The sequence below is a fragment of the Streptomyces sp. NPDC008313 genome (genome assembly GCF_042956125.1).
GTDB lineage: Bacteria > Actinomycetota > Actinomycetes > Streptomycetales > Streptomycetaceae > Streptomyces.
The window spans coordinates 18,924-41,865 of the sequence record NZ_JBIBFR010000036.1 but is presented as its reverse complement, the minus strand read 5'-3'; the positions used below and the strand labels follow the sequence as shown (position 1 = coordinate 41,865).

Genomic DNA, 22,942 nt, shown 5'->3' with positions numbered 1-22,942 from the left:
GGGGCAGCGTCAGCCCGTCCGGGGCAGCGTCACCGTGACCCGCAGACCGTGCGGCTCGTGGCGGGCGTACGAGATCGAACCGCCGCACGCCGCCAGCAGGGTCCGGGAGATGGACAGGCCCAGGCCCGACCCCTTGATGTTCTGGTGCCCGGCGCTGCGCCAGAAGCGGTCGCCGATGCGGGCCAGCTCCTCGTCGCCGAGTCCCGGGCCGCCGTCGGTGACGACGACCGTGGCCACCTCGCCGTTCGACGCCACGGTGACCTCGACGCCCTCTCCCGGGGGGGTGAACTTGAGCGCGTTGTCGATCACCGCGTCCAGGGCGCTGGACAGGGTGACGGGGTCGGCCCAGGCGGTGGTGGCCGGGCAGGTACCGGTCAGCCGGACGCCCTTGCTGTCGGCGACCGGCTCCCAGGAGGCGACGCGCTCCGCCGTGAGCTCGCCGATGTCGGTCAGCCGCAGATCCGCCTCGGCGTGCTCGGCCAGCGCCAGGTCGAGCAGGTCGTCGAGGACCTGGGCGAGGCGCTTGCCCTCGGTGCGGACCGAGGCGATCTCCTCATTGCCCTCGGGCAGTTCGAGAGCGAGCAGCTCGATGCGCAGCAGCAGCGCGGAGAGCGGGTTGCGCAGCTGGTGGGAGGCGTCGGCGACGAAGGCGCGCTGCTGCTCCAGGACGTCCTCGACGTTGTCCGCCATCTCGTTGAACGACCTCGCCAGCCGTCTGAGTTCCGGAGGGCCGCCGGCGGCCGCGACGCGTGACTTCAGGCGTCCGGTGGCGATGTCGTGCGTGGTGGCGTCGAGGATCCGGACGGGCTTGAGGACCCAGCCCGTGAGGCGCAGCGCGGCTCCCAGGGCGAGCAGCATCGCGGCGACCTCACCGGCGCCGATGAGCAGCCAGCCGTGCAGGGTCTTGGACCGCATCTGTCCGGTGGGCGAGTCGGTGACGACCACGGCGACGACGTCGCCGTCCCGGATGACCGGGGAGGCGACGACGAGCCGGTTGCGCTGCCAGGGCCAGACCTGCTTGGGGTCGTGGCTGCGGCGCCCCAGAAGCGCCTCGTTGTAGGCGTCGCGCCCCTCGCCCTCCTCGGGCAGGTACCAGGTCTGCGGCGCGTGGGCCATCGGGTGGTCGTCGCGGTAGAAGACGCCGGCGCGGATGCCGTACGCCTCGTAGTACGTCTCGAGTTCCGTGCGCAGCGTCTCACCGCGCTCGTCCACGGACGCGACGCGGGAGCCGGAGGGCCGGTCGGTGACGTACTGGGCGAGGGACGCGAAGCGCGCCGTGTCGTCGATGCGGTCGACGACCACCCGCTGCTGCTGGGCGGCGGCCACGCTCGCGGCGAGCGGGACGCCGAGGGCCAGGAGTACGGCTGCCATCAGGACGATGAGCAGCGGGAGGAGCCGTGTGCGCACCCGGGCCCGCTACGCCTGGGGGGCGACGAGCCGGTACCCGACGCCCCGGACTGTCTCGATCAGCGCGGGCATGCGCAGCTTGGAGCGCAGGGAGGCGACGTGCACTTCGAGGGTGCGTCCGGTCCCCTCCCAACTGGTGCGCCACACCTCGCTGATGATCTGTTCCCGGCGGAAGACGACGCCGGGGCGCTGGGCCAGCAGGGCGAGCAGGTCGAATTCCTTGCGGGTGAGCTGGACGGCGGATCCGTCCACGCTGACCTGGCGGGTGGGCAGCTCGATGTGGACGGCCCCGAGGCGCAGGGCGCTCCCGCCGGGCGCCGCCGGGTCGTCGTGGGCGGTGCGCCGGCTGACTGCGTGGATACGGGCCAGCAGCTCACCGGTGTCGTACGGCTTCACGACGTAGTCGTCGGCGCCGAGGTTGAGGCCGTGGATGCGGGACCGTACGTCGGCGCGTGCGGTGACCATGATCACCGGGGTGCTGGTGCGCTTGCGGATCTTGCCGCAGACCTCGTAGCCGTCCTGGTCGGGCAGGCCGAGGTCGAGCAGGACGACGCCGAAGCCGTCGCCCTCCGGGACCAGTGCCCGCAGGGCCTCCTCGCCGCTGCGGGCGTGCGTGACGTCGAAGCCGTGCCGCGCCAGGATCGCCGACAGGGCGGCGGCGACGTGGTTGTCGTCCTCGACGAGGAGCAGTCTCATTCCGGCCCCCTCAAGTTCATCGGTCGTTCGGTACGGTCTCTTACATCGCGGGCACGCGCGCGTGCATCATGGCAGTGACTCCGATGGATGAGGACGGCGTCAAGAGCGGGCGGGTTCCGCCCGGCTACCGTTACCCAGCCGGTACGCGCGGTGCGTCGCCCACTACGCGCCGTGGCCGACTGCTACCAGATCGTTATCCTCAATTTCCCCTCAGATGTAATGACGCTGGTCGTCGCGGGTTACTACTGTCCTCCGAAACCGAGGAGGACGGAGCCATAGAGCGATGACCGAAGTATCGGTGGCCAAGGATGCCGCGGCCGCGACCGACGAACTGGTCGTCCTGAAGAGCGTCAACAAGCATTTCGGCGCGTTGCACGTGCTCCAGGACATCGACCTGACGATCGCCCGTGGCGAAGTCGTCGTGGTCATCGGACCCTCGGGGTCCGGGAAGTCCACCCTGTGCCGCACGATCAACCGTCTGGAGACGATCGACTCGGGCGACATCACGATCGACGGCAGGCCGCTCCCCCTGGAAGGCAAGGCACTGGCGCGGCTGCGGGCCGACGTCGGGATGGTCTTCCAGTCCTTCAACCTCTTCGCGCACAAGACGGTGCTCGAGAACGTGATGCTGGGCCAGATCAAGGTCCGCAAGGCCGACAAGAAGGCCGCCGAGACGAAGGCCCGCGAGCTGCTCGACCGGGTCGGCGTGGGCACGCAGGCGGACAAGTACCCCGCGCAGCTCTCGGGCGGTCAGCAGCAGCGCGTCGCGATCGCGCGCGCGCTGGCCATGGACCCGAAGGTCATGCTCTTCGACGAGCCGACCTCGGCGCTCGACCCCGAGATGATCAACGAGGTGCTGGAGGTCATGCAGCAGCTCGCTCGAGACGGTATGACCATGATCGTCGTCACCCATGAGATGGGCTTCGCCCGTTCGGCTGCGAACCGGGTGGTTTTCATGGCGGACGGCCGGATCGTCGAAGAGGCTGTGCCGGATCAGTTCTTCAGCAATCCCCGCAGTGACCGGGCCAAGGACTTCCTGTCGAAGATCCTGCACCACTGACGGCCCCCTCTCCGCCACTGACGGCCCGCATCTCTTCATCACGCAAAGGATGTTCACCATGAAGCTCCGCAAGGTCACCGCCGCCTCGGCCGCCGTACTCGCCCTCGCCGTCACCGCGACCGCGTGTGGCTCCGACGACAAGGACGACAGTGGTTCGTCGGGCGGCGGCAAGAAGATCACCATCGGCATCAAGTTCGACCAGCCGGGCATCGGTCAGAAGACCCCGGACGGCTACTCCGGCTTCGATGTCGACGTCGCGACCTACGTCGCCAAGCAGCTCGGTTACAAGGCGGACCAGATCGAGTGGAAGGAGGCGAAGAGCGCCGACCGCGAGACCATGCTCCAGCGCGGTGACGTCGACTTCATCGCCGCGTCCTACTCGATCACCCCCGAGCGCGAGGCCAAGGTCGACTTCGCCGGCCCGTACCTGCTCGCGCACCAGGACGTCCTCGTCCGCGCCGACGACAGCTCGATCAAGTCCCCGAAGGACCTGAACAGCAAGAAGCTGTGCTCGGTGACGGGTTCGACCTCGGCGCAGAACGTGAAGGACAAGCTGGCCCCCAAGGCGCAGCTGCAGAAGCTCCCGACGTACTCGGCGTGCCTGACCGGTCTGCAGAACAAGGCCATCGACGCCCTGACGACGGACGACTCGATCCTCGCCGGCTACGCCGCGCAGGACACCTTCAAGGGCAAGTTCAAGCTCGGCGGTTTCAAGATGACCAACGAGAACTACGGCATCGGCGTCAAGAAGGGCAGCGACCTCAAGGCGAAGATCAACACCGCCCTGGAGAAGATGGTCGCCGACAAGGCCTGGGACAAGGCCGTGAAGGACAACTTCGGCCCGGCCAACTACAAGAACGAGCCCGCTCCGAAGATCGGCAACGTCGTCAGCTGATGCAGGGCCAGGTGGTGCGCCGTCCCACGGCGGCGCACCCGGGCATCGACACACGCGGAAGCGCGGGAGATCGTGTTCGACTTTCTTGAAGGTTACGACCTACTGGGAGCGTTCTGGGTGACGGTGAAACTCACCGTCTTCTCGGGCGTCGGCTCCCTGGTCTGGGGAACCCTGCTGGCCGCCATGCGGGTCGGCCCAGTGCCTCTCATGCGCGGCTTCGGGACCGCCTACGTGAACATCGTGCGAAACATCCCGCTGACCGTGATCATCCTGTTCGCGTCGCTGGGTCTGAACCAGACCCTGGGTGTCTCCCTCGGCGCCAGCACGTTCGACGCCATCAACTTCCGGCTCGCCGTGCTGGGTCTGATCGCCTACACCTCGGCCTTCGTCTGCGAGGCACTGCGGTCCGGCATCAACACGGTGCCCGTGGGCCAGGCGGAGGCGGCGCGCGCCATCGGCCTCAACTTCACCCAGGTCCTGAAGCTGATCGTGCTCCCGCAGGCATTCCGCTCCGTGGTCGGCCCGCTGACGAACGTACTGATCGCGCTGACGAAGAACACCACGGTGGCCGCCGCGATCGGCGTCGCCGAGGCGGCCGCGCTGATGAAGGACATGATCGAGAATGAGGCGCAGCTCCTGCTGATCTCCGCGGTCTTCGCCTTCGGATTCGTGTGTCTGACGCTGCCGACCGGCCTGATCCTGGGCTGGGTGGGCAAGAAGGTGGCGGTGAAGCGATGAGCTCCGTTCTCTACGACGCCCAGGGCCCGAGCGCCAAGCGGCGCAACATCCTGTACTCGGTCGTCTTCCTGGTCGCCGTCGCCGCGGTGCTGTGGTGGGTGTTCGACGAGCTGAACGACAAGGACCAGCTCGCCTGGGCGAAGTGGAAGCCGTTCGTCACGTCGGAGGCCTGGACCACGTACCTCTTGCCGGGTCTGCAGAACACGCTGAAGGCCGCGGCTCTCGCCATGGTCATCGCGCTACCGCTCGGCGCGCTCTTCGGTATCGCCCGGCTCTCGGACCACCGCTGGATCCGGGTTCCGGCGGGTGTCGTGGTCGAGTTCTTCAGGGCCATTCCGGTACTGATCCTGATGATCTTCGGTATCGCCCTGTACTCCGAGTACACGAACGTCAGTTCGGACGACCGTCCGCTGTACGCCGTCGTCACCGGACTCGTGCTCTACAATTCCTCGGTCCTCGCGGAGATCGTCCGGGCCGGCATCCTGTCGCTTCCCAAGGGTCAGTCCGAGGCCGCCATGGCGGTCGGCCTGCGCAAGAACCAGGTCATGCGGTTCATCCTGCTGCCGCAGGCGGTCACCGCGATGCTCCCGGCGATCGTGAGCCAGCTCGTCGTGATCGTGAAGGACACCGCACTCGGCGGCGCGGTGCTCACCTTCTCCGAACTGCTCGCGTCGGTCAGCTCGATGAGCGCGTACTACGGCGCGAACACGATCGCCAGCTTCACGGTCGTGGCCCTGATCTACATCGCGCTGAACTTCTCCCTCACCTCGTTCGCGAGCTGGCTGGAGGGACGGCTGCGCCGCGGCAAGAAGTCCACCGGCGCGGTCGTGGGCGCCGACGCGGTCGACGAGCTCTCGGCGCCCGGCGAGCACACGGACGTCACCAAGGGACCCTGACACCCTGCCGGCACGGTGGCCGGCTCGCGGGACCGACGAGAAGTGCGTCGACGGAGGCAGTGGCGTGTTCGCCACTGCCTCCGTCGCTTGACGCAAGCACCGGCAGTAGGTTGCATACGTTCTGTGATCGTGCACCCCGCTCCGACTGCCTGTTCCCGAACATTCGTCAGCAGTACACCGCTCCAGGCAGGGAGCGCCGCGCCGTGGACCCGGTGATCATCGTCGGAGCGGGGCCCGTGGGGCTCACGCTCGCCCTCGCGCTCGCGCGTCAGGACGTGCCCTCCGTGCTGCTCGACGAAGGGCCGGGCAAGGACGAGCAGAGGCTCGCGCGGACGGTGGTGCTGCGTGAGGACACCGCGGCGCTCCTGGAGCGGCTGACCGGGTCCCCGCTGTCCGAGGCCGGCTTCCGCTGGGCCGGATGGCGGTCGATGCGGCGCAAGCAGGTGACGCGCGAGATCACGTTCGGCCCCGACGGCCCGGCGGCCCCGCTGCACATCGCCCAGCACGTGCTGACCGCGGCCCTGCGCCTGGCCCTCGCGGAGGAGCCGCTCGTCGAGGTCGCCGTGGGCAGCCGACTCGACGCCATCGAGCAGGAGACCTCGGGCGTCACCGCGCACACCCGCGGCCCCACGGGCACCTGGTGGCGCGGCAGCTACCTCGTCGGCTGCGACGGGCCGCGCTCCACCGTGCGCAAACTGCAGGACATCCGTTTCCCCGGCCGCACCGCCGTCGAGCGGCACGCCGTGGCGACGCTGCGCACGGAACTACCGTGGTCCGGCGAGGCGTTGTACCACCGGACGCCGCCGTGGCGCACATCGGTGCCCTCGGCCGGCGAGGTGACCGCGCGCCCGTTCGCCGACGACGTGTGGCGGCTGGACTGGCTGCTGCCGCCGGGCAAGGACCTCGTCACACCCGACCTGCTCGTGGCCCACATCCGGGAGACCCTCGCGGGCTGGAGCGGCGGCTCCACACCCCCGTACGAGTTGCTCGACACCGGAGTCCACGCCGTCCACCACCGCCTCGCCCGCCGGTGGCGGTCCGGCCGGGTCTTCCTCGCCGGGGACGCCGCACACCTGCTCGGGGCGCTCGGCACACAGGGACTGGACGAGGGCCTGAGGGACGCCGACAACCTCGCCTGGAAACTGGCGCTGAGCTGGCATCACGGGCCGCGTGACACCCTGCTGGACAGCTACCAGTCCGAGCGGCGCTCGATCGTCGCCGCCCGGTTGCGCGCCGCCGACCAGGCACTGCCGCTCCTGCGCGGCGGCGGAGGGCTGCGCTCGTACGTCCTGCCCGGCGCGGGCCGGGGTCAGGACGCCCTGCTCACGGACGGTCACCTCGGGCAGGGCGCGGTGGGTGCGCCGGGGGCGTACGCCGACTCGCCGCTGATGCCTCCGCTCGCCGGAACGGAGGCCGAGGTCGACACGGCTCCGGGCGCCCAGGTCGTCGATGTACGGGTGACCGCCGAGGACGGCTCCTTCGTCAGGCTCCGGGAGCGGCTGGGGCGCGGAGCTCTGCTGGTGGTGCTGATCGCGCCGGGCACGGGGGTGTGGGAGCGCAAGCACTGGGTGTCGGCCGGGATCATGCCCCGGCTCGCGGCCGCCGTGACCGCGCTGCCGCATCCCGCCGAACTGCTGGTCGCCGAGAGCTATCCGGGCGCGGCCCCGCACACCGTCCTGCTCGTACGGCCGGACGGTCACCTCGTGACCGCGCTCAGCGGTGTGCGCCCGGCGGCGCTGTACGCGGCGGCCGAGGCGACGCTGGGCGGGCCGGCGGGGGGCGGGGACGAGACCGCGAGCGGTGACGGTGGCGACGGCGGGAGCCGGACAGGCGTGGGAGCGGGGGCGGAGACCGCGGCACGTCGCTAGCCGCTGCCGGCCACCGGCTTCCGGCTTCCGCGCGACCGGCCGGCCGGTGAGACGGCACGGTCGGTGAGACGGCCCCGTCCGTGCGATGGATCAGTCGGTGAGACGGCCCCGTCCGTGCGATGGATCAGTCGGTGAGACGGTCCGGCCTGCGCGATGGTCCGGTCTGCGCGACGGCCAGGTCGAGTTGACCCCCTGGAACCGTCGTGGTTCACTCCGGATCGTGACCGACACCTGTGTGCGCCTGTGGCGGAGGGTCCATATGGACCTGGTCCGCTATGCGGGCTGCGTGTGTCGTCCGTCCCGCTGATTCGCATCCCCTCTTCCTCGCGCGGCTCCCTTCCGTGAGCCCGCGCGCCCACGCGAACGCCCAGGACGGTCACCCGTGTCCCTGTCACCCTCTGTCTCCGCGCCTGCCCACTCGCCCACGCAGGCCGAACTGCTCGACTTCGCGCGCCGTACGGCCGCCGACTCCGCACTGATCGCCTCCCTGCCGCTCGACCCGGAGGGCCGTACCTGGGTCCGTCTCGACGGCCCGGGAGCCAGCGAGGCCTGGCTGATCGGCTGGCCGCCCGGCACCGGGACGGGCTGGCACGACCACGCCGACTCGGTCGGCGCGTTCGTCACCGCGTCGGGCGCGCTGAAGGAGAACGCGCTCGCCGCCCGCCTGCCCTCCGACGGCTGGAAGACCCTCGAACTCAGCGAAGGCGTCGACCGGGAACGGCGGCTGACGGCCGGCCAGGGGCGGTCCTTCGGCCCTCACCATGTGCACGAGGTGCTCAACGAGGCCACCGAAGAGTACGCGGTCTCCGTCCACGCCTACTATCCGCCCCTGCCCCGCATCCGCCGCTACAGCCGGACCGGGCAGGTGCTGCGGCTGGAGCAGGTCGAACGACCGGAGGACTGGCAGTGAGCGCACACCCCGAACGCCCGGTGGGCATCGACGAGTTGCTGGAACGGGTACGTGAGGGCCTGGACCGCGTGACGGCCGAGGAGGCGCACGACGCGGCGCGGGCGGGCGAGGCGCTCCTGGTCGACATCCGGTACGCGAAGCTGCGCGACAAGGACGGCCTGATCCCCGGCGCGCTCGTCGTCGAACGCAACGAACTGGAGTGGCGGCTCGACCCCTGGGGCAGCCACCGCGCCCCGGAGGCCACCAGCCACGACCTGCGGGTGGTGATGATCTGCAACGAGGGGTACGCGTCCAGTCTGGCGGCCGCGTCCCTGCGTCAACTGGGGCTGCGCCGTGCGACGGATCTGGTCGGCGGCTTCCAGGCCTGGAGGGCGGCCGGACTCCCGGTGGCAGCGGCACCGCCGGCATGATCTGGCGGCATGACGTCGAAGAGCTGATCGAAGACCTGACGCCCCCGGTCGTGCGAGGGCGCCCGCCCGCCGGTCAGAACGGGTCGCTCCCGAGGTCGTCGGTGTCCTCGCCCTCCTCCTCCAGCGCCTGTCGCACCAGTCGGAGGGCCATGCCCTCGGAGTAGCCCTTGCGGGCGAGCATGCCCGCGAGGCGCCTGATCCGCTTGTCACGGTCCAGCCCCCGGGTGGAGCGCAGCTTGCGCGCGACGAGCTCGCGCGCGGTCGTCTCCTCCTGCTCCGAGTCGAGCTGTCCGACGGCCTCGTCGATCAGCGTCGGGTCCACGCCCTTGGTCCGCAGCTCCCGGGCGAGCGCCCTCCTGGCCAGGCCCCTGCCGTGGTGCCGGGACTCCACCCAGGCCTCCGCGAAGGCGCTGTCGTTGATGAGGCCGACCTCCTCGAACCGCGACAGCACCTCGTCCGCCACGTCGTCGGGGATCTCACGCTTGCGCAACGCGTCCGCGAGCTGCTTGCGCGTGCGCGGGGTCCCGGTGAGCAGGCGCAGGCATATCGCCCTCGCCCGCTCACCCGGGTCCCCCGGAGACTCCCCCTTCCCGGCCCTCGACGGGAAAGGGGGACCTGGGTCCTGTGGGCCGTCGGACGGATCACCGAAACCGCGACGGCCACGGCCTCTGCGGCGGCCGCGCGCGCCGTCGTGCGGCATCGCCTCGTCCGGAGCCCCGCTGTGGCGCGAGTCGCCCTCTCCCCCGTGCCCCTTCCCCCCGGAGGGAACGGGGTCGGCGTACTCGGCCCAGTCGGTTCGCCGTGTCACCGGCTAGCTCTTGGCCGCCGCGGCCTTGGACTTGGTGGTCTTGGCCGCCGGCGCGGGCACCGCCTTCGCGGCCGCGTCCGCAGTGCCCGGGACCGCCGCGTCCGCGCCCGGCTCGGTGGAGGGCTCCTCCGGCTTCACGCCGACACCCAGCTTCTCCTTGATCTTCTTCTCGATCTCGTTGGCCAGGTCGGGGTTGTCCTTGAGGAAGTTGCGCGCGTTCTCCTTGCCCTGGCCGAGCTGGTCGCCCTCGTACGTGTACCAGGCACCGGCCTTGCGCACGAAGCCGTTCTCCACGCCCATGTCGATCAGGCCGCCCTCGCGGCTGATGCCCTGGCCGTAGAGGATGTCGAACTCGGCCTGCTTGAAGGGCGGGGCGACCTTGTTCTTGACGACCTTGACGCGGGTGCGGTTGCCCACGGCGTCCGTACCGTCCTTCAGCGTCTCGATACGCCGGATGTCGAGCCGCACCGAGGCGTAGAACTTCAGCGCACGGCCACCGGTCGTTGTCTCCGGGGAGCCGAACATCACACCGATCTTCTCGCGCAGCTGGTTGATGAAGATCGCCGTGGTCTTGGACTGGTTGAGCGCGCTGGTGATCTTCCGGAGGGCCTGGCTCATCAGCCGCGCCTGGAGACCCACGTGCGAGTCGCCCATCTCGCCCTCGATCTCCGCGCGCGGCACCAGGGCGGCGACGGAGTCGATGACGATCAGGTCGAGGGCACCGGAGCGGACCAGCATGTCCACGATCTCCAGGGCCTGCTCGCCGTTGTCCGGCTGGGACAGGATCAGGTTGTCGATGTCGACGCCGAGCTTCTTCGCGTACTCGGGGTCGAGGGCGTGCTCGGCGTCCACGAAGGCCACCTGACCGCCCGCCTTCTGGGCGTTCGCCACAGCGTGCAGCGTCAGGGTGGTCTTACCGGAGGACTCCGGCCCGTACACCTCCACGACACGGCCGCGCGGCAGGCCGCCGACGCCGAGCGCCACGTCGAGCGCGGTGGACCCGGTGGGGATGACCTCGATGGGTTCGTTCGGCCGCTCGCCCAGGCGCATGACGGCGCCCTTGCCGAATTGCCGTTCAATCTGTGCGAGCGCGGCGTCGAGCGCCTTCTCGCGGTCGGTTCCTGCCATGGGTTCCACCCGATTTGCTTGAGTCGATCGCTTCACGTCAAAGACGCTAACGCCTGCCACTGACAATGCGCCCCGACGGCCGTCCTGCCTGTGGATAACTCGGGACACTTCACCGTGAAAACCCCTGTCGGGAGCCCTGTCGGCATCTCCATAAGAATGGATGTTCGATTTTGGTGTCAAGCGCGCCACGTGCCTCCCCCCGCACGAAACGCATCGGTCACCGGATCACCGCGGCACCACCGGATCACTGCGGCACCACCGCCCCGACCGCCCCACCGCCACCGGGCCGCTACTCCGCGCGTCGTAATACGGAAGCCTCCGGCCGTACGACGACCGCGTACCCCGGAAGGCCGGAAGCTGGCCCCATGAAGAGCCGTCCAGGAACCCGGCCCCGGAACCCCGCCGTCGCCCCCGCCACCATCGCCTCCTCGACAGCCCCCGCGCCCGCTGCGGCCGCTTCCCTCGCCGAGCGTCTCTGCCACGCGACCGGCGCCGCGCTCGTCGTGTCGGGTCTGTTCCACCTCACGGTGTTCGCCGTCGACGGCGGCCCCTGGTACGGGCCCGTCTCCTGGCGCAAGCCCGTCACGTTCGGGCTCTCCTTCGGGCTGACGCTGATGGCGATCACCTGGGTGACCTCGTATCTGCGGGTGGCGCCCCGGCTGCGCACGACACTGCTCGCCGTGTTCGCCGCCGACTGCGTGGTGGAGGCCGGCGGGATCACCCTCCAGGCGTGGCGGCGGGTGCCCTCGCACCTCAACATGGAGACCGGGTTCGACAGCGCGGTGTCCATGACCCTCGCGGTCGGCGGCGGTGTGCTCGTGGCCGTGCTCACCGTCTTCGCGCTCGTATCGTTCCGGCACCGGCCCTCGGGCCCCGCCGGGATGCCGCTCGCGGTGCGCTCCGGTTTCGCCCTCCTTCTCGTGGCCCTGCTCTCGGGGGCCGCGATGATCGCCCGGGGCGTGTACCTCACACGGACCGGTCACCAGAGCATGGCGTACCACTCGACGGAGCCGCTCAAGCCGCTCCACGGAGTGAGCCTGCACGCCGTCCTGGTGCTGCCCGCGCTGGCCTGGCTGCTGTCCCGGACGCCGTGGAGCGAGGCGGTCCGCCGACGGATCGTGGGGCTCGCGGTCGGCTGCTACGCGGCGGCGGTCGCCGCCGCCGGTGTGTCGGCGGTCCTCACCTATTGAACCCGCGGACCCCACCGACGCCAGCCGAATCCGAGGACGCCGACCGAATCCACCGACGCCCGCCGGGCCGGTCCCAGCGGCCGCTACGGGGAACCGTCCTCCGAGCCGGGTCCCCGCCCCGTGTCCGTACGCGTGTCCGCGTCCGTGCGCTCCGAGTCCGGGCGCTCCCCCCGCCGCCTCAGCCGCAGGCGCCGCACCCCTCGCACGACCGTGCCCGCGCCTCGGCCCCGGTGCCCGTGCACCCGCGGGTCGTCCGTGACGTCGTACCGCTTCACGTACGCGCCGAGGAAGGCCTGCAGCGTGGCGATCGCGGGGATGGCGATCAGGGCGCCGAGAGCACCGAGGAGGGCGGTGCCGGCGATGACCGACCCGAAGGCCACCGCGGGATGGATGTCCACGGTCTTGGAGGTCAGCTTGGGCTGCAGCACGTAGTTCTCGAACTGCTGGTAGATGACGACGAAGATCAGCACCCACAGCGCGTACCAGGGGTTGACGGTGAAGGCGATCAGCATCGGCAGGGCGCCGGCGAGATAGGTGCCGATGGTGGGGATGAACTGCGAGACCAGGCCGACCCAGACGGCCAGCACCGGCGCGTAGGGCACGTCGAGCAGCGCGAGCAGGACGTAGTGCGCGACGCCGGAGATCAGGGCCATCAAACCGCGCGAGTACAGATAGCCGCCGGTCTTGTTGACGGCGATCTCCCAGGCGCGCAGCACCTCGGCCTGCCGGGCGGGCGGCAGCACGGAGCACAGGGCACGCCTCAGCCGGGGCCCGTCGGCGGCGAAGTAGAACGAGAACAGCGCGATCGTCAGCATCTGGAAGAGCCCGCCCAGGACCTGCGCGGAGACGTCCAGGACGCCGGTGGCGCTGTTCTGCACGTATTTGCGGAGCCAGTCGGAGTGGAGCAGGCCCTCCTGGATGTCCACGCGTCTCAGCTCGGTGTGGAAGGTCGTGTTGATCCAGTTGATGACCGAGTCGAGGTAGTCGGGGAACCCCTCGACCATTCTGACGATCTGACCGGCGAGCATGGAACCGAGCAACGTCACGAACCCGGCCGCCACGACCGTGGCCCCGAGGAAGACGAGAGCGGTGGCGAGCCCCCTGCGTATGCCGTGAGAGGCCATCCAGCTCACCGCCGGCTCGATGGCGAGCGCCAGGAAGAACGCGATGAGGATGTTGATCAGCAGGCCGGTGAGCTGGTGGAACGCCCAGCTGCCGAGCTGGAAGACGGCGATGAGCGCGAGGGCGAGCACCATGGCGCGCGGCAGCCAGCGCGGCATGCGGCCGCCCTGCCCGACGGCGTCCCCGGCCGGGGGCGGGGTGGGCGGCGTCGTGCCGGAGGAAGGTGTCTGCTGGACGGCCTGGGCCGTCTCGTCTGTCGGTGCCACGGTGCAAGTCTCGCCCACGCGGCCGACAATCGGTCACGCCTGTCCGGCGCAACGGCCCGCGGAACGGCCCGCGCGCCTCACAAAGCGGCCCACCGAGCTGCCTCACGCCTCATGAATCGGCCGTCAGTGGGCTTCACGCCCCCGAACCAGTCCTCGCTCTCCCGAACAAGGCCGCTCAGCGGTTCTCGCTCGCCCGAACCGGTCCGGTCAGCGGTTCTCGTAAGGGACGTTCATGGACGTGCAGACCACGCGCCACACGTCCTTGGCCTCCCAGCCGGCCTCCAGCGCCTGGTGGACCGTGCGCCCGCCCAGCTCCGTCATCACATGATCGCGCGCGAAGGTGTCGGCGTACGCCGCACCGAAGTGCTCCGCCATCCGCTCCCAGAAAACCGTCAACCGCATGACCCCAGTATCCCGCCCTGAGGGGTGGGCCCTGGCCGGGCGTACCTGCGGAGGGCGCTTTCCCCCTACGGTCTGACGCATGGCCGACTCAGGAACAGCAACCCCACCCGCCCCGACGTCCCGCACGCCTCTCGCGCGCGCGGAGCACTTCGTGTGGCTCACCGCGCGCGTGCTGGAGCAGCGCCGCTTCGCCCACCACTTCCTGGACGGCGACGCCGACGCCGTGGAGACGGCGCTGGCCGCCTACCGCAACGCGGACGACGGCTACGGTCACGCGCTCGAACCCGACCTGCGCGGCCCGGTGAGCCAGCCGCTGCACACCGGGCACGCGCTGCGCGTCCTGGACTCCATCGGGCGCTGCGGCGGACAGCGCGTGGACCGCGTGTGCCGCTGGCTGACCGCCGTGTCGACCCCCCAGGGCGCCCTGCCGGCGATCCTTCCGGCCCAGCGCGGCTATCCGGCGGCCCCCTTCATTCCCGTCGTCGACGATCCGCCCGGCGAACTCCTCGCCACCGGGCCCGTGGTGGGCATGCTGCACCGCAACGAGGTGTGGCACGCCTGGCTGTTCCGGGCCACCGACTTCTGCTGGCAGGCGGTCGACTCCCTGGAGAAGTCCCACCCGTACGAGATCGAGGCCGCCGTGGCCTTCCTGGACTCCGCCCCCGACCGTCCACGCGCGGAGGCCGCGGCCGACCGGCTGGGCCGGATGGTGCGCGAACACGGGCTCGCCGTTCTGGATCCCGGGCGTCAGGACGCGTGCCCGGTCGCGCCCGGATACGCGCCGGGCGAGCACCACTTCCCCTACGACTACGCCCGCACTCCCGACTCGCTCGCGCGCGCGTGGTTCACGGACGAGGAGATGTCGCGTTCGCTGGACTTCCTCGCGGCCGAGCAGCGGGAGGACGGCGGCTGGCCGATCCGCTGGCGTCCGTGGGCGCCGGGCACCGCCCTGGAGTGCCGCCCGATCGTGACCATCGAGGCGCTGCGCACCCTGCGGTCGTACGGGCGGTCCGTCGGCTGACGCCGGGACGCGCCGGTGGTGTGGGTGCCGTCCCTCCCGGAGGTCAGCCCGTCGCGGCGCGCGCCCCCGCCGTCACCACGACGGCCGCCCCGACGACGACGAGGAACGGAGCCCGCAGCAGGAGGGCGACAGCGGCCGCGGCGAGTCCCGCGGCCTTCGCGTCGACGACCAGCCGGTACCCGTCGGCGAAGGTCTGCTGGGCCGTGAGCGCGGCGAGCAGGGCCACCGGCAGCAGGGCCGCGAGACGTCTGACGACCGGCCTCTCCAGGGCGCCCGCGGGGACGAGCAGTCCGATGAGCTTGACGGCGTAGCAGCCGACCGCGGTCACGCCGATCGCGATCCAGACGTTCATCGGTCCTCCCCCGGTGCGTCCTGGCCGGTCCCGGCACGGCGCCGGCCCTCCACGTACAGGACGGCCGGCGCCGCCAGCGCGGCCACCAGCACGGGTACGCCCGCGGGCAGGACCGGCAGCAGGCCGAGTCCCAGGACGACGGCGGCGCCCGCCACCGCGCGTTCGGTGGTGGTCCTCAGCATCGGCGCGAGCAGGGCGAGGAAGACGGCGGGGCCGGCCGCGTCCAGGCCCCAGGCGTCGGTGTCGCCGATGGCCTCGGCGCCGGCCGCGCCCAGCAGCGTGGTGATGTTCCACAGCACGTACAGGGTGAGCCCGGTGACGGTGAAGCCGAGACGGGTGGCGCGGCGGGTGGGCTGGGCGAGCGCGACGGCCGTGGTCTCGTCGATGACCCACTGCGCGGCGAACGGGCGCACCGCGCGCGGGAGGGCGAGCAACTGCGACAGGCGGAGTCCGTAGAACGCGTTGCGCACCCCCAGGAAGAAGGCTCCGGCGGCCGCGGTGAACGGGTTGCCCCCGGCCGCGAGCGCGCCCACCAGCGCGAACTGGGAGGCGCCGGTGAACACCAGGAGGCTCAGCGCGCAGGTCTGGAGCAGTGTGAGGCCACTGCCCGCCGAGGTCACTCCGAAGGCGAAACCGGAGAGCCCGACGGCCACCCCGACTCCGAGGGCGTCCCGGACGACGGCCGAGTCGGGTTTTGGGCGGCCTTCGGTGTCCAGGGCCGCGCGTGCTGTCTCTTGTGCCACGTCCCCGACGGTACGAGAGGCCCGGCCCCGTCGTCTTGTACGTTCTTGCGCTCCCGCTGGTAGGCGCCCGGTGGCACGCCGACGATGCGGGCGAAGTGGCGGTTGAGGTGGGGCTGGTCGGTGAAGCCGACGGCGACGGCGGCCCGGGACGGTGGGGTGCCGGCGTCCAGGAGGGCCCGCGCCCGGCGCACCCGGGCGTCGGTCAGCCAGGTGTGGGGCGGCATCCCGTAGGCGTCACGGAAGGCACGCAGCAGGGCGAAGGGGCCGGTGCCGAGGTCGGCGGCGAGCCGCTCCAGCGTGGGCGGCTCGGCCATCCGCTCCTCCAGCACGGCACGCGCGCGTGCCGCCACCTTGGCTCCCGCCGTGTGCACGGGGCGCTGGGGCAGCGGCCCGCCGTTCAGTCTCAGCAGGCGGGTCACCGCGACCCGCAGCAGGGTGTCGGCGGCCAGTCCGTTGCCCTCGTCGGCGGCTCGGAGCACCTGGTGGACGAGGCCCACCGCGTACGGATCGTCGAGCACCGGGCTGGTGAATCCGGGGGTGCCGCGGATGCCGGTGGTCTCGGCGGCTATCTCGGCGACCAGGCCGGGCGTCGGGTAGACCGCGCCGTACCGCCAGCCCTCGGGGACGCCCGCACGCCCTGTGTGCGGGGTGTCCGGGTTGACCAGCGCCAGGGTTCCGGGACCCGCGTACTGGTCGGCGCCGCCGTGGTGGAAGACCTCCACGCCGTCGGCGATCGCGGCGATGACGAAGTTCTCGTGGGTGTGCCGTACGAATTTCTTCTCGACGTAGCGGGCGCGCAGCAGGTCGACACCGGGCAGTTCCGCGTACTGCCAGTGCCGTGCCCGCTCACCGGAACCCGCCATGTCCTCCATTCTGCGCCACGGGCGGATCCGCTCCGTGGGCCGCAGCCGCCCTGACCCGCGGCCGCCGTCGGCCCGCCCCGCGGCCCGCCGCCCCGGCGTTCACGCAGCCCGGGATGCGGGTCCGGCGTGCGGGTCCGGGGTGTTGTCAGTGGCCGGGTGCAGGATGGACGCATGGTCAGCTCCGCCCACCGGGCCCTCGACGGCTTCTCCCCCGCGACCCGCGGCTGGTTCACGGGGGCGTTCTCCGCGCCCACGGCGGCCCAGGCCGGTGCGTGGCGTGCCATCGGCGAGGGTTCGGACGTGCTGGTCGTCGCGCCGACCGGTTCCGGCAAGACGCTGGCCGCCTTCCTCGCGGCGCTCGACCAGCTGGCCTCCACCCCGCCGCCGGCCGACCCGAGGAAGCGCTGCCGGGTGCTGTACGTGTCGCCGCTCAAGGCCCTCGCGGTCGACGTGGAGCGCAACCTGCGCAGCCCTCTGACCGGCATCCGGCACGAGGCGGTGCGCCTCGGTCTGCCCGAGCCCGAGGTGAAGGTCGGCATCCGCTCCGGTGACACCCCGGCCGCCGAGCGCCGCGCCCTGGCCACCCGCCCCCCGGACATCCTGATCACGACCCCGGAGTCGCTGTTCCTCATGCTGACGTCGGCCACGCGCGACGCGCTGACCGGCATCGAGACGGTGATCCTCGACGAGGTGCACGCGGTCGCGGGCACCAAGCGCGGCGCGCACCTCGCGCTCACCCTGGAGCGGCTGGACGAGCTGCTGCCCAGGCCCGCGCGGCGCATCGGCCTGTCCGCGACGGTGCGCCCGGTGGACGAGATCGCCCGCTATCTGTCGCCGCGCCGCAAGGTGGAGATCGTCCAGCCGCCGTCGGGCAAGGAGTTCGACCTCACCGTGGTCGTGCCGGTCGAGGATCTGGGCGAGCTCGGCGCCTACCCGGCCGCCGATGCCGCCGACGGCGCGGAGAAGCCCTCGATCTGGCCGCACGTCGAGGAGCGGATCACCGACCTCGTCCAGGCCCACCGCTCCACCATCGTCTTCGCCAACTCGCGCCGTCTCGCGGAGCGGCTGTGCAACAGGCTCAACGAGATCGCCCACGAGCGGGCGACCGGCGAGCCCCTGGAGGAGGCGCACGCGCCCGCTCAGCTGATGGGCGGCTCGGGCGCCGCGCAGGGCGCCCCCTCCGTCATCGCCCGTGCCCACCACGGCTCGGTGTCGAAGGAGCAGCGCGCCCTGGTCGAGGAGGACCTTAAGGCGGGCCGCCTGCCCGCCGTGGTCGCCACCTCCAGCCTCGAACTGGGCATCGACATGGGCGCGGTGGACCTCGTCGTCCAGGTGGAGTCGCCGCCCTCCGTGGCCTCCGGGCTGCAGCGCGTGGGGCGCGCGGGCCACCAGGTGGGCGCCGTCTCGACGGGCGTCGTGTTCCCCAAGTACCGGGGTGACCTCGTCCAGGCGGCGGTGGTCACCGAGCGGATGCGCACCGGGTCGATCGAGTCGCTCCGGGTCCCCGCCAACCCGCTGGACGTCCTCGCCCAGCAGCTCGTCGCGATGACGGCGCTCGACACCTGGCAGGTCGACGACCTGCTCACCACGGTCCGGAGGGCCGCGCCCTTCGCCTCGCTCCCGGAGTCGGCGTTCACGGCCGTGCTCGACATGCTCGCCGGCCGCTATCCGTCGGACGCCTTCGCGGAGCTCAGGCCGCGCGTCGTGTGGGACCGCGTCGCCGGTACGGTCACCGGGCGGCCCGGCGCGCAGCGGCTCGCCGTGACCTCCGGGGGCACCATCCCCGATCGCGGGCTGTTCGGGGTCTTCCTCGCGGGGGCCGACCCCAAGAAGGGCGGCGGCAGGGTCGGGGAGCTCGACGAGGAGATGGTCTACGAGTCCCGCGTCGGCGACGTCTTCACGCTGGGCACCAGCTCGTGGCGGATCGAGGACATCACACGCGACCGGGTCCTGGTCTCCCCCGCGCCCGGCGTCCCGGGCAGGCTGCCGTTCTGGAAGGGCGACCAGCTGGGCCGCCCGCTCGAACTGGGCCGCGCGGTCGGCGCGTTCCTGCGCGAGGTCGGCTCGATGGCCAGGGAGGACGCCCTCGGCAGGCTGTCGTCCGCCGGCCTGGACGCGTGGGCCGCCGGCAACGTCCTGTCCTACCTCGCCGAACAGCGCGAGGCCTGCGGGCACATCCCGGACGACCGCACGATCGTCGTCGAGCGGTTCCGTGACGAGCTGGGCGACTGGCGGGTCGTCGTGCACTCCCCCTTCGGCGCGCAGGTGCACGCGCCCTGGGCGCTGGCGCTCGGCGCCCGGCTCTCCGAGCGCTACGGCATGGACGCGCAGGTCATGCACGCCGACGACGGCATCGTGCTGCGGCTGCCCGACGCCGACCTGATGGGCCTCGACCTCCTCGACCAGGAGCCCCTGGACACCGGGGCGTTCCAGGCGGCCGATCCCGACAAGGCGCCCATCGGGGCGGCGGACGTCGCCTTCGATAAGGGCGAGGTGGACCAGGTCGTCACCGACCAGGTCGGCGGCTCGGCCCTGTTCGCCTCGCGCTTCCGGGAGTGCGCCGCCCGCGCGCTGCTCCTGCCCCGCCGCAGCCCCGGCAAGCGCACACCCCTGTGGCAGCAGCGCCAGCGCGCCGCGCAACTGCTCCAGGTGGCCAGCGAGTTCGGCTCCTTCCCGATCGTCCTGGAAGCGGTCCGCGAATGTCTCCAGGACGTCTTCGACGTCCCGGGTCTCACCGAGCTGATGGGCGACATCGAGTCCCGCAAGGTCCGCCTCGTCGAGGTCACCACACCCGAACCCTCACCCTTCGCCCGCTCCCTGCTGTTCGGTTACGTCGCCCAGTTCCTCTACGAGGGCGACTCGCCCCTCGCCGAGCGGCGCGCCGCCGCGCTGTCGCTGGACTCGCATCTGCTGGCCGAGCTCCTCGGCCAGGCGGAGCTGCGCGAACTGCTCGACGCCGACGTGCTGGCCGAACTGGAGCAGGAGCTCCAGTGGCTCACCGAGGACCGCCGCGCCAAGGACGCCGAGGGCGTCGCGGACCTCCTGCGTCTGCTCGGGCCCCTCACGCAGGCCGAGTTGGCCTCGCGCGGCGCCGCACCCGAGTGGGCCGCGGACCTGGCCACGGCCCGCCGCGCCATCCGCGTCCGGATCGCCGGGCAGGAGCACTGGGCGGCGATCGAGGACGCCGGCCGGCTGCGCGACGCCCTCGGGACCGCCCTGCCCGTCGGTGTCCCGGAGGCCTTCACCGAGCCGGTCAAGGACCCCCTCGGTGACCTCCTCGCCCGGTTCGCGCGTACCCACGGCCCGTTCACCTCGACGGCGGCCGCGGCCCGTTTCGGCCTCGGGATCGCCGTCACGGACGGCGCGCTGCAACGGCTCGCGGCGAGCGGCCGCGTCGTCCAGGGGGAGTTCCACCCCGCGGGCATCGGCCAGGAGTGGTGCGACGCGACGGTGCTGCGCAGACTGCGGCGCCGTTCGCTCGCGGCGCTGCGGCACGAGCTGGAGCCGGTGCCGCCCGCCGCGCTCGCGCAGTTCCTGCCCCAGTGGCAGCACATCGGCAGCGGGCACGGCCTGCGCGGTGTCGACGGACTGGTCCGCGCCATCGAGCAGTTGCAGGGTGCCTCGGTGCCCGCGTCCGCGCTGGAGAAGCTGGTCCTGCCGTCCCGGGTCACCGGTTACGCCCCCGCGATGCTGGACGAGCTCACCGCCGCCGGGGAAGTGGTGTGGGCCGGTGCGGGCGCGCTGCCCGGCAAGGACGGCTGGGTCTCCCTCTATCTGGCGGACGCGGCCCCGCTGCTCCTGCCCGCCCCGCATCCCCTGGAGCTGACCGCGCTCCACCAGTCGGTCCTGGACGCCCTCGCCGGGGGGTACGGGCTCTTCTTCCGGCAGATCGCCGACCAGATCCGCGCCACCACGCACCCCGACGCCACCGACCCCCAACTGGCCGACGCGCTCTGGGACCTGGCCTGGTCGGGACGGCTCACGAACGACACCCTCGCCCCGATGCGTTCCCTCCTGGGCTCCGGCCGCACCGCCGGTTCCACCGCCCACCGCGCGAAGCGGTCCGTCCCCCGGGGGCGGTACGGCTCCCTCACCGCCGCGGCGCGCACCGCCTCGCGTACGGGGCCGCCGACCGTCGCGGGCCGCTGGTCCCTGCTGCCCGGCCTCGAGTCCGACCCCACCGTGCGCGCGCACGCCCTGGCCCGGACCCTGCTCGACCGGCACGGCGTGGTCACCCGGGGCGCCGTGTCCGCCGAGGGCGTGGAGGGCGGCTTCTCAGCGGTCTACCGCGTCCTGGCCGCCTTCGAGGACAGCGGTCAGGCCCGCCGCGGTTACGTGGTGGAGGGGCTCGGCGCCGCCCAGTTCGCGATGGACGGAGCGGTCGACCGCCTGCGGGCCGCGGCGAACGCCCGCGAGCGGGGCGCGGCGCTCCCCGGGCCCGACCTCCGAAACGGCCTGCCGCACGGAGCCCCGGTGCCGGGCGCCGCCCCCGGCGACCCGTTCTCGAACGGCACGGCGGCCGGCCCCTTCGACCCGGTGCCCGACCACGGCTTCGCCGACGACGCCGTCGGCGGGCCGGACCTCGCCACCCGCACGACCGGCGGGTGGGACTTCGCGGGCGCGTTCCCCGGCGAGGGCGCGCGGCCCCGGCCCGGCAGTGACGCCCAGGGCGTGGTCCTGGCCGCCGCCGACCCCGCCAACGCCTACGGCGCCGCGCTGTCCTGGCCCGAGCCGCCGACGGGCGCGGGACACAAACCGGGCCGCAAGGCGGGCTCCCTGGTCGTGCTCGTCGACGGCGAACTGACCCTCTACATGGAGCGGGGCGGCAAGACCCTGCTGGCCTGGCCCTCCGACCCCGACAGCGCGGCCACACAGGATCCGCGGCTGCGCACGGCCGCCGAAGCCCTGTCCGCCGCCGCCCGCGCGGGCTCCCTGGGCACGGTCACGGTCGAGCGCGTCAACGGCGCCTCGGCCCTGACCTCCCCGGTCGGCACCCTGCTGGAAGGAGCCGGCTTCATCGCGACGCCGCGCGGGCTGCGACTGCGCGCCTGAGACGGATCCGGGCCGGCCCGGCCGAACCGACCACCGCCCCATCCGCCCCGACCCGTGCCACCCTGGATCCATGCCCGAAGGAGACACCGTCCATCAGGCCGCCGCGCGCCTGCACGCCGCCCTCGCGGGCAAGGTGCTGACGCGTTCCGACCTCCGGGTCCCGAAGTTCGCGACCGCCGACCTCACCGGCCGCGGCGTCCTCGACGTCACACCGCGCGGCAAGCACCTCCTCACCCGCGTCGAAGGCGGGCTGACCCTCCACTCGCACCTGCGGATGGACGGCTCGTGGAAGGTGTTCGCGAACGGGCAGCGCTGGAGCGGCGGCCCCGCCTTCCAGATCCGCGCCGTCCTCGGCACCCACGACCTCACCGCCGTCGGCTACCGCCTCCCCGTACTGGAGCTGCTCCGCACCGCCGACGAGCAGCGCGCCGTGGGCCACCTCGGCCCCGACCTCCTCGGCCCCGACTGGGACCCCGGCAAGGCCCTGGAGAACCTCCTGGGCGACGCCGCCCGTCCTCTCGGTGAGGCGCTGCTGGACCAGCGCAACCTGGCCGGCATCGGCAACGTGTACAAGAGCGAGCTGTGCTTCCTGCTCGGCGTCACCCCCTGGCTGCCCGTCGGCGCACTCCCCGCCGACCGCGCGGCTCAGCTGCCCGCTCTCGCCAAAAGGCTCCTCGAAGCCAACCGCGACCGCCCGACGCGTATCACCACGGGCCTGCGCGACCAGAACCTCTTCGTGTACGGACGTGCGCCCCGGCCCTGTCTGCGCTGCGGCACGTCGATCCTCGTGGCCGACCAGGGCGACGGCTCCCGGGAACGGCCCACCTACTGGTGCCCCACCTGTCAGCCGGGCCCGGCTCCCGCTCCGCGCGGTCGCCGGGCGCGGTCCGCTCAGCGGCGTACGGGCGCCTGACACCGGGCCGCCCGCTCACCCCGCGTCCTCGGCGCGCAGTGCACCGGCAGCAGGCCCAGCCCCCATCCCCCGGCCACGACCGCCCCTTCGAGCACTCCGGCGCCCGGCGCCAGTACGAGCCGGAGCACGACGCACCACCACAGCGCGCCCAGCCCCACGGCCGCCCAGCGCCGTGCCGGCGCCGTCACGCCCGCCCCGTCCC

General features: G+C 72.2%; 22 protein-coding genes. 12 read left to right on the top strand and 10 right to left on the bottom strand.

The genetic code is table 11. The features are described 5' to 3' along the window. Positions 1 to 9: 9 nt before the first annotated feature. Both ACFY93_RS32540 and ACFY93_RS32535 read right to left on the bottom strand, forming a co-directional pair. Positions 10 to 1,407: an ATP-binding protein gene (locus tag ACFY93_RS32540; protein ID WP_391365511.1), complete on the bottom strand. Its 1,398-nt coding sequence runs from the start codon at positions 1,405 to 1,407 to the stop codon at positions 10 to 12. Between the two features lie 9 nt (positions 1,408 to 1,416). After that, entirely contained in the window at positions 1,417 to 2,103 is a 687-nt protein-coding gene (locus ACFY93_RS32535) for a response regulator (protein WP_391365510.1), read from the bottom strand. 283 nt (positions 2,104 to 2,386) lie between these two features. Between ACFY93_RS32535 and ACFY93_RS32530 the strand changes: the two genes are divergently transcribed. The 8 genes from ACFY93_RS32530 to ACFY93_RS32495 all read left to right on the top strand — a co-directional run bounded on the left by ACFY93_RS32530 (position 2,387) and on the right by ACFY93_RS32495 (position 8,880). Further along, positions 2,387 to 3,163, top strand: a complete 777-nt coding sequence (locus tag ACFY93_RS32530) for an ATP-binding cassette domain-containing protein (protein ID WP_391365509.1) — start codon at positions 2,387 to 2,389, stop codon at positions 3,161 to 3,163. 58 nt (positions 3,164 to 3,221) lie between these two features. After that, positions 3,222 to 4,058 (top strand): transporter substrate-binding domain-containing protein, encoded by an 837-nt coding sequence (locus tag ACFY93_RS32525; protein ID WP_391365508.1) that lies wholly within the window; start codon positions 3,222 to 3,224, stop codon positions 4,056 to 4,058. A gap of 72 nt (positions 4,059 to 4,130) precedes the next feature. After that, positions 4,131 to 4,796: an ABC transporter permease subunit gene (locus ACFY93_RS32520; RefSeq protein WP_391365507.1), complete on the top strand. Its 666-nt coding sequence runs from the start codon at positions 4,131 to 4,133 to the stop codon at positions 4,794 to 4,796. Continuing rightward, positions 4,793 to 5,692 (top strand): ABC transporter permease subunit, encoded by a 900-nt coding sequence (locus ACFY93_RS32515; RefSeq protein WP_391365506.1) that lies wholly within the window; start codon positions 4,793 to 4,795, stop codon positions 5,690 to 5,692. Before ACFY93_RS32520 ends, ACFY93_RS32515 begins: the two co-directional genes overlap by 4 nt. 203 nt (positions 5,693 to 5,895) lie before the next feature. Beyond that, the gene (locus tag ACFY93_RS32510; RefSeq protein WP_391365505.1) at positions 5,896 to 7,560 is read left to right on the top strand and encodes an FAD-dependent monooxygenase; all 1,665 of its coding nucleotides are present in this window, start codon (positions 5,896 to 5,898) and stop codon (positions 7,558 to 7,560) included. An 85-nt stretch (positions 7,561 to 7,645) separates the two neighbouring features. Further along, the gene (locus tag ACFY93_RS32505) at positions 7,646 to 7,867 is read left to right on the top strand and encodes a putative leader peptide (protein WP_391365504.1); all 222 of its coding nucleotides are present in this window, start codon (positions 7,646 to 7,648) and stop codon (positions 7,865 to 7,867) included. A gap of 75 nt (positions 7,868 to 7,942) precedes the next feature. Then, positions 7,943 to 8,470, top strand: coding sequence for a cysteine dioxygenase (locus ACFY93_RS32500; RefSeq protein WP_391365503.1), 528 nt, complete (start codon positions 7,943 to 7,945; stop codon positions 8,468 to 8,470). Beyond that, positions 8,467 to 8,880, top strand: a complete 414-nt coding sequence (locus ACFY93_RS32495) for a rhodanese-like domain-containing protein (RefSeq protein WP_391365502.1) — start codon at positions 8,467 to 8,469, stop codon at positions 8,878 to 8,880. Before ACFY93_RS32500 ends, ACFY93_RS32495 begins: the two co-directional genes overlap by 4 nt. A 73-nt stretch (positions 8,881 to 8,953) precedes the next feature. Here ACFY93_RS32495 and recX read toward each other — a convergent pair whose 3' ends face one another. Further along, on the bottom strand, positions 8,954 to 9,688 hold the full coding sequence (gene recX / locus ACFY93_RS32490) for a recombination regulator RecX (protein ID WP_391365501.1): 735 nt from the start codon (positions 9,686 to 9,688) through the stop codon (positions 8,954 to 8,956). A gap of 3 nt (positions 9,689 to 9,691) precedes the next feature. Further along, complete coding sequence (gene recA, locus ACFY93_RS32485) at positions 9,692 to 10,816, bottom strand: recombinase RecA (RefSeq protein ID WP_391365500.1); 1,125 nt, start codon at positions 10,814 to 10,816, stop codon at positions 9,692 to 9,694. 365 nt (positions 10,817 to 11,181) lie between these two features. On the opposite strand from recA, the gene ACFY93_RS32480 reads away from it, so the two are divergent. Then, positions 11,182 to 12,006 (top strand): hypothetical protein, encoded by an 825-nt coding sequence (locus tag ACFY93_RS32480; RefSeq protein ID WP_391365499.1) that lies wholly within the window; start codon positions 11,182 to 11,184, stop codon positions 12,004 to 12,006. An 83-nt stretch (positions 12,007 to 12,089) separates the two neighbouring features. Here ACFY93_RS32480 and ACFY93_RS32475 read toward each other — a convergent pair whose 3' ends face one another. Together ACFY93_RS32475 and ACFY93_RS32470 are read right to left on the bottom strand one after the other, a co-directional pair. Further along, on the bottom strand, positions 12,090 to 13,394 hold the full coding sequence (locus ACFY93_RS32475; RefSeq protein ID WP_391365498.1) for an AI-2E family transporter: 1,305 nt from the start codon (positions 13,392 to 13,394) through the stop codon (positions 12,090 to 12,092). A 207-nt stretch (positions 13,395 to 13,601) separates the two neighbouring features. Then, positions 13,602 to 13,796 (bottom strand): DUF3046 domain-containing protein, encoded by a 195-nt coding sequence (locus ACFY93_RS32470; RefSeq protein ID WP_391365497.1) that lies wholly within the window; start codon positions 13,794 to 13,796, stop codon positions 13,602 to 13,604. 79 nt (positions 13,797 to 13,875) lie between these two features. On the opposite strand from ACFY93_RS32470, the gene ACFY93_RS32465 reads away from it, so the two are divergent. Then, positions 13,876 to 14,817 (top strand): hypothetical protein, encoded by a 942-nt coding sequence (locus ACFY93_RS32465; RefSeq protein ID WP_391365496.1) that lies wholly within the window; start codon positions 13,876 to 13,878, stop codon positions 14,815 to 14,817. Between the two features lie 43 nt (positions 14,818 to 14,860). On the opposite strand, the gene ACFY93_RS32460 is transcribed toward ACFY93_RS32465, so the two are convergent. From ACFY93_RS32460 to ACFY93_RS32450, 3 genes are read right to left on the bottom strand one after another with little or no spacing between them, the layout of a single operon-like run. Further along, entirely contained in the window at positions 14,861 to 15,169 is a 309-nt protein-coding gene (locus tag ACFY93_RS32460; RefSeq protein ID WP_391365494.1) for an AzlD domain-containing protein, read from the bottom strand. Beyond that, positions 15,166 to 15,885: an AzlC family ABC transporter permease gene (locus ACFY93_RS32455; protein WP_391365520.1), complete on the bottom strand. Its 720-nt coding sequence runs from the start codon at positions 15,883 to 15,885 to the stop codon at positions 15,166 to 15,168. The genes ACFY93_RS32460 and ACFY93_RS32455 overlap by 4 nt, the downstream gene beginning before the upstream one ends. Next, positions 15,786 to 16,775 (bottom strand): AraC family ligand binding domain-containing protein, encoded by a 990-nt coding sequence (locus tag ACFY93_RS32450; RefSeq protein WP_391365493.1) that lies wholly within the window; start codon positions 16,773 to 16,775, stop codon positions 15,786 to 15,788. Before ACFY93_RS32450 ends, ACFY93_RS32455 begins: the two co-directional genes overlap by 100 nt. A 171-nt stretch (positions 16,776 to 16,946) precedes the next feature. Between ACFY93_RS32450 and ACFY93_RS32445 the strand changes: the two genes are divergently transcribed. Next, positions 16,947 to 21,827 (top strand): ATP-dependent helicase, encoded by a 4,881-nt coding sequence (locus tag ACFY93_RS32445; RefSeq protein WP_391365492.1) that lies wholly within the window; start codon positions 16,947 to 16,949, stop codon positions 21,825 to 21,827. 70 nt (positions 21,828 to 21,897) lie between these two features. After that, the gene (locus tag ACFY93_RS32440) at positions 21,898 to 22,740 is read left to right on the top strand and encodes a DNA-formamidopyrimidine glycosylase family protein (RefSeq protein WP_391365491.1); all 843 of its coding nucleotides are present in this window, start codon (positions 21,898 to 21,900) and stop codon (positions 22,738 to 22,740) included. Here the strand turns inward: ACFY93_RS32440 and ACFY93_RS32435 are convergent. Next, a complete protein-coding gene (locus ACFY93_RS32435; RefSeq protein WP_391365490.1) occupies positions 22,719 to 22,928 on the bottom strand; it encodes a hypothetical protein in 210 nt (69 codons plus the stop codon). The genes ACFY93_RS32440 and ACFY93_RS32435 overlap by 22 nt on opposite strands. Positions 22,929 to 22,942: the final 14 nt, after the last annotated feature.